At 61.8% G+C, this 11,488-nt stretch carries 11 protein-coding genes; 2 read left to right on the top strand and 9 right to left on the bottom strand.

Annotated elements, in window-relative coordinates; genetic code table 11:
- The 6 genes from RTS12_RS17850 to RTS12_RS17825 form a co-directional block, all read right to left on the bottom strand.
- Window positions 1-905: FAD-binding protein (locus RTS12_RS17850; protein WP_312530925.1), on the bottom strand; the 905-nt coding region annotated here is incomplete at its 3' end.
- The gene (locus tag RTS12_RS17845) at window positions 905-1,663 is read right to left on the bottom strand and encodes an electron transfer flavoprotein subunit beta/FixA family protein (protein ID WP_312530923.1); all 759 of its coding nucleotides are present in this window, start codon (window positions 1,661-1,663) and stop codon (window positions 905-907) included. The genes RTS12_RS17845 and RTS12_RS17850, both read right to left, overlap by 1 nt.
- Window positions 1,664-1,681: 18 nt before the next feature.
- A complete protein-coding gene (locus RTS12_RS17840) occupies window positions 1,682-2,539 on the bottom strand; it encodes a sugar phosphate isomerase/epimerase family protein (RefSeq protein ID WP_312530921.1) in 858 nt (285 codons plus the stop codon).
- 2 nt (window positions 2,540-2,541) lie between these two features.
- Window positions 2,542-3,690: a dihydrodipicolinate synthase family protein gene (locus tag RTS12_RS17835; RefSeq protein ID WP_312530919.1), complete on the bottom strand. Its 1,149-nt coding sequence runs from the start codon at window positions 3,688-3,690 to the stop codon at window positions 2,542-2,544.
- Window positions 3,691-3,701: 11 nt separating this feature from the next.
- Entirely contained in the window at window positions 3,702-4,469 is a 768-nt protein-coding gene (locus RTS12_RS17830; protein ID WP_312530918.1) for a 3-ketoacyl-ACP reductase, read from the bottom strand.
- A complete protein-coding gene (locus tag RTS12_RS17825; RefSeq protein WP_312530916.1) occupies window positions 4,466-5,608 on the bottom strand; it encodes an acyl-CoA dehydrogenase family protein in 1,143 nt (380 codons plus the stop codon). Before RTS12_RS17825 ends, RTS12_RS17830 begins: the two co-directional genes overlap by 4 nt.
- A 201-nt stretch (window positions 5,609-5,809) precedes the next feature.
- Here RTS12_RS17825 and RTS12_RS17820 point away from each other — a divergent pair, with 201 nt between their 5' ends.
- Window positions 5,810-6,781: an aldo/keto reductase gene (locus RTS12_RS17820; RefSeq protein WP_312530914.1), complete on the top strand. Its 972-nt coding sequence runs from the start codon at window positions 5,810-5,812 to the stop codon at window positions 6,779-6,781.
- A gap of 38 nt (window positions 6,782-6,819) precedes the next feature.
- On the opposite strand, the gene RTS12_RS17815 is transcribed toward RTS12_RS17820, so the two are convergent.
- Genes RTS12_RS17815 through RTS12_RS17805 form a run of 3 tightly spaced genes read right to left on the bottom strand, consistent with a single transcriptional unit; the run spans window position 6,820 to window position 10,444 of the window.
- Entirely contained in the window at window positions 6,820-8,079 is a 1,260-nt protein-coding gene (locus RTS12_RS17815) for a glycerate kinase (RefSeq protein ID WP_312530912.1), read from the bottom strand.
- The gene (locus RTS12_RS17810) at window positions 8,076-8,876 is read right to left on the bottom strand and encodes an enoyl-CoA hydratase/isomerase family protein (protein WP_312530910.1); all 801 of its coding nucleotides are present in this window, start codon (window positions 8,874-8,876) and stop codon (window positions 8,076-8,078) included. The genes RTS12_RS17815 and RTS12_RS17810 overlap by 4 nt, the downstream gene beginning before the upstream one ends.
- The gene (locus RTS12_RS17805) at window positions 8,873-10,444 is read right to left on the bottom strand and encodes an acyl CoA:acetate/3-ketoacid CoA transferase (protein WP_312530908.1); all 1,572 of its coding nucleotides are present in this window, start codon (window positions 10,442-10,444) and stop codon (window positions 8,873-8,875) included. The genes RTS12_RS17810 and RTS12_RS17805 overlap by 4 nt, the downstream gene beginning before the upstream one ends.
- 127 nt (window positions 10,445-10,571) lie before the next feature.
- Here RTS12_RS17805 and RTS12_RS17800 point away from each other — a divergent pair, with 127 nt between their 5' ends.
- Window positions 10,572-11,390: an aldo/keto reductase gene (locus tag RTS12_RS17800; RefSeq protein ID WP_312530906.1), complete on the top strand. Its 819-nt coding sequence runs from the start codon at window positions 10,572-10,574 to the stop codon at window positions 11,388-11,390.
- Window positions 11,391-11,488 lie beyond the last annotated feature (98 nt).

The raw sequence follows: 11,488 nt of genomic DNA, 5'->3' as shown, positions 1-11,488 counted from the left end.
GGAACGATCTGGAAGAGATCGCCGACGAGGCCGTAATCTGCGATCTGGAAGATCGGAGCTTCCTCATCTTTGTTGATCGCGACGATGACCTTGCTGTCTTTCATCCCTGCAAGGTGCTGGATCGCGCCCGAGATGCCGATGGCGACATAAAGTTCAGGGGCGACGACCTTGCCGGTCTGACCAACCTGCCAATCGTTCGGGGCATAGCCCGAATCGACGGCTGCGCGGCTGGCGCCAACGGCTGCGCCCAGTTTATCGGCGAGCGTTTCGATGAGGGCGAAGTTCTCTTTTGATCCAAGAGCGCGGCCACCCGAGACGACTTTACCTGCCGAGGTGAGTTCGGGGCGGTCGGATTTGGCGACTTCGTCGGCAAGCCAGACCGAGAGGCCGGGGTTTTCGGCCGCAGCGATGGGCTCGACCGCAGCAGAGTTGCCGTCTGCGGCAGCGTCAAAGCTGGCGGTGCGCAAGGTGAAGACCTTGATGCCATCCGAGGATTTCACCGTCTGGATCGCGTTGCCGGCATAGATCGGGCGCTCGAATGTATCGGCGTCGATCACCTTGGAGACATCCGGGATCACCATGACATCCAAAAGCGCAGCAACCCGCGGCATGACGTTTTTCGCATCCGTGGTCGAAGGGGCGGCGATATGGCTATAATTGCCCGAAAGCGAGACGATCAGCGCAGCTGTCGGTTCGGCAAGGCGGTGGCCATAGATTGCATCCTCGGCCACCAGCACGCGGCTGACGCCAGCGATTTTAGCGGCCTCTTCTGCGGCGGCTTTGGCATGGGCGCCTGCTGCCAGCAGCGTCACATCACCCAGGCCTTTGACGGCATTGACCGCTTTGGCGGTTGCGTCATGGTTCAGCTCGCCATTGGAGACTTCTGCCAAAAGAAGAACGGCCATCAGATTACCCCCGCTTCTTTGAGTTTCGAGACCAGCTCATCGACCGAGCCGACCTTGATGCCCGCCTTGCGGCCCTCGGGTTCGCGGGTCGAGACCACAGTCAGGCGCGGCGTGACATCGACGCCGAAATCAGCAGCGGTTTTTTCATCCAGCGGCTTTTTCTTGGCCTTCATGATATTGGGAAGGCTGGCGTAACGCGGCTCATTGAGGCGCAGGTCGGCGGTGACGATGGCAGGAAGTTTGACTTCGATCGTCTGGAGACCGCCATCGACTTCGCGCGTGACCTTGGCGGCGCCGTCGGCGATTTCGATTTTCGAGGCAAAGGCTGCCTGACCCCAACCCAACAGCGCCGAGAGCATCTGCCCGGTTGCGTTCATGTCGTTGTCGATGGCCTGCTTGCCCGCGATCACCAGACCCGGCTGCTCGGCTTCGACGACTTTCGCAAGGATTTTGGCAACGGCCAGCGGCTCGATATCGGTGTGGACGTCATCGGCTGCCACCACCAGAATCGCGCGGTCTGCGCCCATCGCCAAGGCTGTGCGCAGGGTCTCTTGGGCCTGTTTCACACCGATCGAGACAACGATCACTTCCTCGGCCAAACCCTTTTCTTTCAGACGGATCGCTTCCTCTACGGCGATCTCGTCAAAAGGGTTCATCGACATCTTAACATTCGCAAGATCGACACCACTTCCGTCAGCCTTAACGCGGGCCTTAACGTTATAGTCGATCACGCGCTTCACTGGCACGAGAACCTTCATTGGTCCCTCCTGGATTGTTTAGCAAATGGTCCGGAAGCGCTCGGCAATGATATCAAGGACATCGGCCGGATCACGCTTCCACCAATTATTGGCCGAAAAGATTTCGACCTCGCAAAAACCGTTGTAACCAGCCCCTTCGACTGCCGAGCGGAGGGCCTTCAGATCGGCGACGCCATCGCCCATCATGCCGCGATCAAGCAGCACATCCGCCGTATCGGCCAGCCAATCGCAAAGGTGATAGCCAAGGATACGCTCGCCCGCTCGTGCGAGCTGGCGTGGCAAATCGGTATCCCACCAGACATGATAGACATCGACGGCCACGCCAAGATTTGGTGCATCAATAGCGTCACAGATATCAAGCGCGTCGCGCAGCGTTGTCAGGCAAGAGCGATTGCCGCCATAGACCGGGTTCAGGGGCTCAAGCGCCAGTTTCACGCCGCGCGCAGCGGCATAGGGGACGGCCTCGGCAAGGCGCTCGGTGACAATGCGCAGGCTTTCGGTGACACCGCGCGTTCCGGGCTGGACCCCGCCGGTAACGATGGTCAGGATCGGCGCACAAAGTTCTGCCGCCATATCAATCGAGGCATGGACATCATCCATCACCGCCTGATGCCCCAGAGGCGCAAGAGGACCAACGAGGAAAGGCGTCCGGCAGAGCCCCGCCACGCTCAGCCCCGCCGCGCGGGCATGGGCGGCAATGCGAGCGGCATTAGCCCCGATCTCGCGCCGCCAGAAGACGATGCCACCATAACCGCGCGCCGCGCAGGCATCGATGGTGCGCTCGGGCGACCAGCCCGCCCCCGCACCCTCGACATTATGGCCAAGGGTCGCGGTATTCAGGGCGAGCGCAGAGGTGTCATGACTGAAATCACGCATCCTTAGCCACCATAGACCGTGAGCAGAGATTTCATCCGTCCCACGGCAAGCTCGGGATCGCGCAAAAGGCCTGCACCATCGGCCAGCCGAAAGACTTCGGTGAAATAGGGCAAGGGCCGCATGGCGTGATGGCCATTCAGCATGATGAAATGGTCCTGAAACCCATTGAGCCAAGCCAGAAAGACGACGCCGGTCTTGTAGTATTGGGTCGGCACGCGAAAGATGGTGCGCGCAAGCGGCACGGTCGGATCAAGCGTCGCCCGGAAGCCCGCCCGATCGCCCTCTGCCAGCCGGTTGACGGCATAGGCGGCTGCCGGGGCCAGCGGATCAAAGATCCCAAGCAGCGCGTGGCTGAAACCCTGCTCATCGCCCTCGATCAGCTCGGGGTAGTTGAAATCGTCGCCGGTATACATCTTCACGCCCGCAGGCAGGCGGCGGCGAAGGATGATTTCCTTGTCCTTATCAAGGAGCGACATCTTAATGCCATCGACCTTGGCGAGGTTCTGCTCAATCACCGCAAGGGCGGTTTCAAGCGCGCTATCGAAATCGGCGCTGCCCCAGTAACCTGCCAGAGCAGGGTCGAACATCTCGCCCAGCCAATGCAAGATCACGGGCTGATCGCAAGCCGAGAGCACCTTGCCATAAACATAGAGGTAATCCTCGGGCGTCGCAGCTACACGGGCCAAAGCGCGGCTGGCCATCAACACGATGCGGCCACCCAAGGCCTGAATCGCTTCGACCTGCTCGAGATAAGCCCGGATGACATCGTCAAGCGTCCTTGCGTCAGCGGGGGCCAGATGATCGGTGCCGCAGCCATTGCCGACCAAAGCCTCGGGCAGTTCCGCGCGCGTCCGCCGGATCAGCTCGAGCGCCCCCGGCCAATCAAGGCCCATGCCGCGCTGCGCCGTATCCATCGCCTCGGCGATGCCCAGACCAAGCCCCGCCAGATAGCGACGGAACTCCATGGTCTTCTCCCAATCGACCGCCGCACGGCCGGAAGGATCATTGGCGGTGAAAGGGTCCGCCACGACATGGGCGGCCGAATAGACGATCCGGGCCGGGTTCTTGGGCAGGACGGCCTGAGCGATCGGCGTGCCGGTCAGCACATAATCGACCATCCGGCCTTTGGTATCGGGAAGTGCGATCTTCATGGCAGCACCTTTCAGAAGCGCGGAACCAGCATCCCGGCATCAGCCGAGATCACTTGTCCCGTGGTATAGGGAAGTCGGCCACAAGCCAGCGATGCGATGATTGCGCCCATATCCTCGGGCTGACCCACGCGGGGAAAAAGCGTCAGACCGGCCTCGGCGCGCTGGCGGTAGCCGTCGATCACTGGGGCGGTCATCTCGGTCGCGATCAGGCCGGGCTGCACGTCATAGACCGCGATATTTTCCGGCCCAAGCCGCACGGCCAAAGTTTTCGAGATCATCGCGGCTGCGGCCTTTGAGGCGCAATATTCCGCGCGCTGCACCGCCACCGCCACCGCATTCGACGAAGTGACATTGACGATGGCGTGGAACAGGTTTTCCGGGCGTTCGCGCGCCAGCAGGCGGCGGGCGAAGGCTTGCGACAGGAAGAACATCGCCTTGCTGTTGACGGTCAAGCAGCGGTCCCAGCTTGCCTCGGAAACCTCCAGCAAGTCGCCGCGTTGCATCACGCCCACGCCCGCGTTGTTGACCAGGGTGGTCAGGGGGCCAAGCGCATCCTCGATCCGGGCCAGTGCCGCATCATGTCCGGCAATGTCGGTCACATCGAAAGGGGCGGCGATTGTCGGCACGCCAAGGGCCGCGATACGCCCCACGGCTGCGTGCAATTCCGCATCATCAGCGGGGCCATTCACGGCAATGGCAAAGCCTTCGCGGGCCAAAGCCTCGGCTGCAGCCAGACCAATTCCGCGCGAAGAGCCCGTGACAAAGGCGACCTGTCTCATGCCTGCGCCCCCTTCTTCAGCAGCTCGCGGGCGATGATCATGCGCTGGATCTGGTTCGTACCCTCATAGATCTGGGTGATCTTGGCATCGCGGTAAAGCCGCTCGACCTCGAAGCCGCGGATATAGCCCGAGCCGCCGAAGACCTGCACCGCATCGGCCGTGCGCGCCACAGCCATGTCGCCTGCAAAACATTTGGCCATCGAACAGGCCTTGGTCGCATCCTGCCCGTGGTCGATTTTCGAAGCCGCCGAATGGACCAGCAGGCGCGCGGCCTCGATATCCTTGGCCATATCGGCGAGCAGCCATTGCACGCCTTGGAACTCGGCGATCTGCTTACCGAATTGCTTGCGCGTCCCGGCATACTCCAGCGCGGCCTCAAGCCCCGCCTGCCCGATGCCCACCGCTAGCGCGGCAATGCCGACCCGGCCCTTGTCGAGCACGCTCATCATCATATGAAAGCCGCGTCCCGCCTCGCCCAGCATGGCATCCGCACCAAGCCCCACATCGGTAAAGGTTAGCGCCCCCACCTGGCTGGCGCGCTGGCCCATCTTGTGCTCTTTGGGGCCGCGCTCGACCCCAGCGGCATGCAGATCGACGATGAAGATCGACATGCCGCGATTGCCCGCCTCTTTATCGGTGCGGGCCAGCACAAAGCCCAGATCGGCAACGGGTGCGTTATGGATCCAGATCTTGCCGCCGTTCAGCACCCAGCCATCGCCGTCACGCACCGCAGTCGTGCGAATACCCGACACATCGGTTCCGGCCTCGGGCTCGGTAATACAATAGGCAACCTTTTTCTGCATCGCCAGGATGCCCGGCAGCAGATTGCGCTGCGCATCCGTACCGTGGCGCACCAGCAGCGTCGAGATCAGCTCAAGCAGCCCGCATTGATCGGCAACGCTGGCATAACCGCGCGAAAGCTCCTCCATAACGACCGCGTAGGTCAGCGTGTCGAACCCCGGACCGCCCATGTTCTCGGGCACGCCAATTCCAAAAAGGCCGAGCTTCGCCATTTCGTCATAGATCTCGGCCGGGAAGCGCTCATCACGGTCCAGCGCCTCGGCGGCAGGTCGGATGACCTCATCGGCGAAAGCGCGCGCCATATCGCGCACCTGCAACTGGGTATCGCTCAGATACATTCTCGAATCCCCTCCCGGTATGTAACTATATGGTTACTTTATTTGACGCGACTTCATTGCGTCAAGCTCGAAACCGCCAGCTGCTTGGAAATTCACTTGATCTGGCGCGTCCCGTTGTGCATTTATTAACTGAATAGTTACTTATGGGAGGGGGAAATGAAACCATCCGACAAACGAAAATTCGGCCGAACGGATCTGGAAGTGACAAGCTTCGCCTTCGGGACAGCCCCCGTCGGCAATATTTTCCGCGAAATCGACGACCGGACCTCACGCGCGATGTTTGACCACGCTTGGGATTCGGGTGTGCGCTATTTCGACACCGCGCCGATGTATGGCCATGGCCTATCCGAACTGCGCACCGCCGAGGCCCTGCGCTGGCGCAAGCGCGATGATTATGTCCTCTCCTCGAAGGTAGGGCGGCTTCTGCGCCCGGCGCGTCGCGACAGCATCGATTTTGCGCCTTGGGTGAATGCAGCACCCTTCACAATGGATTTCGATTATAGCTATGACGGCACGATGCGGTCATTCGAGGACAGCCTGCAACGGCTGGCGCTTGAGCATATCGACATCCTCTTCATCCATGACATCGACGTCTATACCCGCGGCGCAGAGCAACCCGAGGTGTTCCGGCAGGCGATGGATGGCTGTTACAAAGCGCTGGCGCGGCTGCGCGACGAGAAGGTCGTGAAAGCGATCGGCGTCGGTGTGAACGAATGGCAGGTCTGCCATGAGGCGCTAAAGCAGCGCGATTTCGACTGCTTCCTGCTGGCAGGCCGCTATACGCTTCTCGAGCAAGACGCCCTGGACGGGTTCCTGCCGCTTTGCGAGGAACGCGGTGCCGCAGTGGTGGTCGGCGGCGGCTTCAACTCGGGGATTTTGGCCACGGGCGCAAAGCCGGGCGCGAAATATAACTACGCCCCTGCCCCTGCCGAGATCATGGATCGGGTGTCGAAAATCGAGGATGTCTGCGCGGAGTATAACGTACCTCTTGCAGCGGCCGCGCTGCAATTCGTCGTGGCACATCCGGCGATACCGGCCTTTTGTGCGGGCACCCGGACGGTCGAGCAGCTTGACCAGAACCTGGCATGGTTCCAGCACGCGATTCCCGCCGAATTCTGGGCGGCGCTGAAGACCAAGGGTCTGCTGCGCGACGACGCCCCGGTTCCTGCCTGAGAAGGATATGGGGCGGCGGCATCGCCACCGCCCCGCAACTACCGGATCAGAATGGCCCGGAAATCATTGACATTTGTGCCGGTCGGACCGGGCGCGAACAGATCACCCAAAGCTTCAAAAGCCGACCAGGCATCGTTCCCAGCCAGCATCCCCGCCGGATCGAACCCTAAGGCGCGCAGCCGCGCCATGCTGTTACCATCAGCAAAGGCCCCGGCATTCTCCTCGGACCCATCGATCCCATCGGTATCGGCAGCCATTGCCGCAATGGGCAGAGCTTCGATGCCCTGCGCCAGCGCCAGCAGAAACTCGCTATTGGGCCCGCCCCGTCCCCGACCACGCAAAGTCACGGTGGTCTCGCCTCCTGACAAGATCACGACCGGACGGGAGAAAGGCCGATTGCGGGTAGCCACTTCGCGCGCGATGGCGGCATGAACGCGGGCCACATCACGGGCCTCGCCCTCAACCGCATCCGACAGGATAACCGCAGGCACGCCGGCCTCCTCTGCCCGCGTGGCAGCGGATTCAAGCGACAGACGGGCCGAGGCCACGACGCGGACCTCATGGCGCAGAAAGCGGGGATCGGCGGGATCTGGCGGTAGCCCCTCTTGCCCCGCAAACCATGCGGCCAAACGCGATGGAAGCGCGATCCGCCATGTCTCAAGCAGCTGCCTTGCATCCGCGCGACTGGTCTTATCCGGCACCGTCGGCCCCGAGGCGACCTGCGCCGGATCATCGCCGGGCACATCAGATACGATCAGCGACAGCACCGGCGCGGGATGGGCCGCCGCAGCCAGCCTGCCCCCCTTGATGCGCGAGACCTGTTTGCGGATCCCATTCATCACCGAGATTGGCGCGCCGCTGGCTAGCAGGATGCGGTTCAGCTCAATCTCATCTTCAAGGCTCAGTCCCTCGGGCGGAGCGGGCAGCAGCGCTGAGCCGCCACCGCAAATCAGTGCCACGACCAGGTCATCCGCACTCAGGCCGTGGACGGCTTCAAAGAGGGCATCGGTCGCAGCCAGCCCGGCCTGATCGGGGACGGGATGTGCGGCCTCGATCACCCGGATGCTTTGCGTAGCGCAACCATAGCCGTAGCGCGTGACGACCACGCCCTCGACCGGACCAACCCATAGCCGCTCAAAGGCCGCTGCAAGTTGTGCGGCCCCCTTGCCCGCGCCGATCACGACGACGCGCCCTTTGGGAGGATCCGGCAAATGCGGTCGCAGTGCGATTTCGGGATCAGCCGCAGCCACAGCCGCATCAAAGAGCCCAGTCAGGAAATCGCGATCCGCGGCCATCATTCCGCCATCTCCGCCTCGCCGCTTGCGTCAAAACGCGCAGGCCGTTTTTCGCGAAAGGCCGCAAGCCCTTCACGCAAATCGCTCGATGCGGCAGCCGCACTGCCCGCAAGGGCATCAAGCACGCGCTCACGCTCTTCGCCTTCGGCGGCATTGATCAGCATCTTGGTGATTTCGGTTGCGCGGGGCGCGCGGGCGATTACCTTTGCGGCCAATGCCTCGGCAGCAGCCATTCCGCCCCCGGAAGGCACGACCTGATCGACCAGACCAAGGCTTTGCGCCTCGTCCCCACCGAAAACTTCACCGAACAGCGCCATCCGCCGCACCACGCCAGAGCCAAAGCGCCGCACCACGCGTTGCGTGCCCGACCACCCGGGAATGATGCCGAACGAGGTTTCAGGTAAACCGATACGCACATGCGCCTCGGCCAGCCGGTAATCGGCACAAGCAGCCAGCTCCAGCCCACCGCCAAGACAATGTCCGTTCAGCACTGCGATCACTGGCTGAACCAGCCGCGCCAGCGCGTCGAAAGCGGCATGGCCGTCACGCAGCCAGCGACGGCTGAAATCCTCAGGCGTGAGTCCCGACCAAGCGGCGATATCGCCGCCCGCACAAAATGCGCGGTCGCCTTCACCGGTCAGGATTACCACCCGAGCGTCGGATCGCTCGATCTGGCGGCAAAGTTGGGCCAATTCATCGACCATATCCGCGTCAAGCGCGTTCAGCTTATCCAGGCGGCGGATGGTCAGCCAAGCGATGCCGGACTGGATTCTCAGATCAAGGCGCGGGTCATCGTTCACAGTGCCAACCCCATCGGCTTATCGCGAAACAGTGCCGCATCCATCTGCTTCAGATCCGGCGCCACGCGCAAAGGCGTCGCCGCCTGATCCAGAACATCGCGCTGCAGATCGATACCCGGTGCGATCTCGGTCACCGTCAGCCCTTCGGGCAAGAGGCGCAAGACGCATCGCTCGGTCACATAGGTCACATCCTGCCCCTGCACGACGGCGCGGCGGCCCGAGAAGCTGACCTGATCGACTTTGGGCACGATCTTGGCCACCTTGCCCTCGCGGTCGATCACCAACCGGCCATCTTCGATCCGCATTTTTGCCCCGGCGTTGAAATTGCCCGAGAAAACGATCTTTTTGGCGCGCGCTGTAATATCCACGAAACCGCCCGCCCCCGCCGTCCGATGCGGAGTTGCGGCAAGGCGGCTGACATTGACCGAGCCCTCGGCGTCGATCTCAAGGAAAGAGAGCAACGAGCAATCAAAGCCGCCCGCCTGAAAATAGCAAAATTGATGGGGCGAGGCCACGAAAGCCTCGGCGTTACTCGCGCAGCCGAATTTGAAATCCAAAAGCGGCACACCGCCGACCGCGCCCTGCTCGATCACCCAAGTGACCGCGCCGTGTAGATCTTCCTCGATCAGAATGCGTGGCACATTGGCGGAAATGCCAAAGCCGATATTCACCGCCCAACCCGCGCACAATTCCTGTGCAACGCGGCGGGCGATGACCTTGCCGGGATTGAACTCGGCCGGACGGAAGCTCGACAGGGGCCGGAAGACCTCACCCGAAATCGCGGGGTCATGCGGTGTCGCTGTCGTCTGCAGCTGATCCGGTGCCTCGACGATGACATCGATCAAGATACCCGGAACCTTGACGTCATGCGGCTTCAGCGTGCCTTGCGCGGCAATGCGCCGGACCTGCGCGATGACGATGCCGCCACAGTTATGCGCGGCCAGCGCCATCTCCATCGCGCCAAGCGTCGCCCCCTCATCCTCGAACGTCAGGTTGCCGTTCTCATCCGCCGTGGTCGCGCGGATCACCGCCACATCGGGGCGCAGCGCCTGGAAATAGAGCCAGTCCTCGCCCTCGAAGGTCACGCGTTTGACGATGGGCGTTGCGCGGGCAGTCTCGTTCATCGCGCAGCCGTCGAGCGCGGGATCGACAAAAGTGTCCATACCGACCTTCGTGAGCACGCCCGGTCGCTGCGCCGCGCCCTCGCGCAGCATATCAAAGACCACGCCCGAGGGCACGTTATAGGCCGCGACCTCTTCGGCCAGAATGCGCTGCCAGATCTTCGGCGGCTCGGCATTCGACGGGCCCGAGGGATAAGAGCCGCCGATGATGCGCGTGATCATTCCGGGGTAAGCGATGTGATCGACGCCCGGCGTGCCGAACATGTCGCCGGCCGCAATCGGATGGATGGTTGTCAGCCCGCGGGGCGCGCCTTCCTGCGCAAAGCGCTCGCCCAGAGCGGCCAGCACATGATCCGGGCACAGCAATCCCGAAGACGAATTCACCGCGATCACCGCGCCATCGCGGACCAGTTTGGCTGCCTCACTGGCGGTCCGGATTTTGGACATTGCGCTCCTCCTTCACAATTGCATTCTAAGTAACTAACTGGTTATCTCTATATCCAAGATCCACCTGTCCCGACAAGAGCAAAACCGGGATTGGCATACCACTGGCCCATGATGAGGGAGGACGAAGATGAATATTCTGTTGCAAACCGAGTTCTTGCAGGGATTCGGCACATTTCCCTTAAAGGGCGATATGTTGCGGGACGCGGTCCAGACGGCGGTTGCCGCAGGTTACCGGACCTTTGACACCGCTCAGGCATATGAGAATGAAGCGGATACGGGCGCGGCTTTGGCTGAAACCGGGATCGCGCGCGACCAGCTTTGCATCATCACCAAGGTCAAGCCCGAGAACTTTGGCGAATCGCAGTTTCTGCCCTCGGTCGAGGTAAGCCTTCGCGACCTGCGGGTTGATCAGGTCGATGTACTGCTTCTGCATTGGCCGACGCCTGGGTGGGATATCGCGCCCTCGTTGAAACTGCTGCAAAAGGCCTATGAGGCTGGATTGGCCCGTCATATCGGCGTGTCGAACTATACCGCCGCGATGATGCACCAGGCGCGGTCCATCGTCGATACGCCGCTCGTCACCAATCAGGTCGAGTTCCACCCGCTTTTGGATCAGTCGCGCCTTTTAGAAGCCGCGAAAGACACCGAGATCCCCCTGTCATCCTATTGCTCACTCGCGCGCGGCGAGGTCTTCAAATATCCGCTGTTTGAAGACATCGGCAAAGCGCATGGGAAATCCGCGTCTCAGGTCGTCTTGCGCTGGATCGCGCAAAAGGGCGTCAGCATGAACACCATGTCGACCAAGCCGGACAATATCCGTGCCAATCTGGCGATTATGGATTTCACGCTTTCGGCAGATGAGATGGAGCAAATCGATCGGCTGAACCAAACGAATTACCGCATCGTCGACCGCAACCGCGTTCCCTTCGCGCCCGTCTGGGATTGACGCGACCGGGCGCGGCGGCTGGCCGCGCCCAGAAATTGCTTTGCAAAACGCTTAGTGATTGCCCCCGATCATGTCGGATGCCTTTTCGGCAATCATGA

It is taken from the genome of Paracoccus sp. (in: a-proteobacteria) (genome assembly GCF_032007265.1).
Taxonomy (GTDB): Bacteria; Pseudomonadota; Alphaproteobacteria; order Rhodobacterales; family Rhodobacteraceae; genus Paracoccus.
Note: the sequence above shows the minus strand (reverse complement) of the source record. Positions and strands in the feature narration are given on the sequence as shown.

What these genes read in the sequence shown, in the direction of transcription:
- RTS12_RS17845 (WP_312530923.1), bottom strand. Translation starts at nt 1,663, where the DNA reads ATGAAGGTTCTCGTGCCAGTGAAGCGCGTGATCGACTATAACGTTAAG.
- RTS12_RS17840 (WP_312530921.1), bottom strand. Translation starts at nt 2,539, where the DNA reads ATGCGTGATTTCAGTCATGACACCTCTGCGCTCGCCCTGAATACCGCG.
- RTS12_RS17835 (WP_312530919.1), bottom strand. Translation starts at nt 3,690, where the DNA reads ATGAAGATCGCACTTCCCGATACCAAAGGCCGGATGGTCGATTATGTG.
- RTS12_RS17830 (WP_312530918.1), bottom strand. Translation starts at nt 4,469, where the DNA reads ATGAGACAGGTCGCCTTTGTCACGGGCTCTTCGCGCGGAATTGGTCTG.
- RTS12_RS17825 (WP_312530916.1), bottom strand. Translation starts at nt 5,608, where the DNA reads ATGTATCTGAGCGATACCCAGTTGCAGGTGCGCGATATGGCGCGCGCT.
- RTS12_RS17815 (WP_312530912.1), bottom strand. Translation starts at nt 8,079, where the DNA reads ATGATGGCCGCGGATCGCGATTTCCTGACTGGGCTCTTTGATGCGGCT.
- RTS12_RS17805 (WP_312530908.1), bottom strand. Translation starts at nt 10,444, where the DNA reads ATGTCCAAAATCCGGACCGCCAGTGAGGCAGCCAAACTGGTCCGCGAT.
- RTS12_RS17800 (WP_312530906.1), top strand. Translation starts at nt 10,572, where the DNA reads ATGAATATTCTGTTGCAAACCGAGTTCTTGCAGGGATTCGGCACATTT.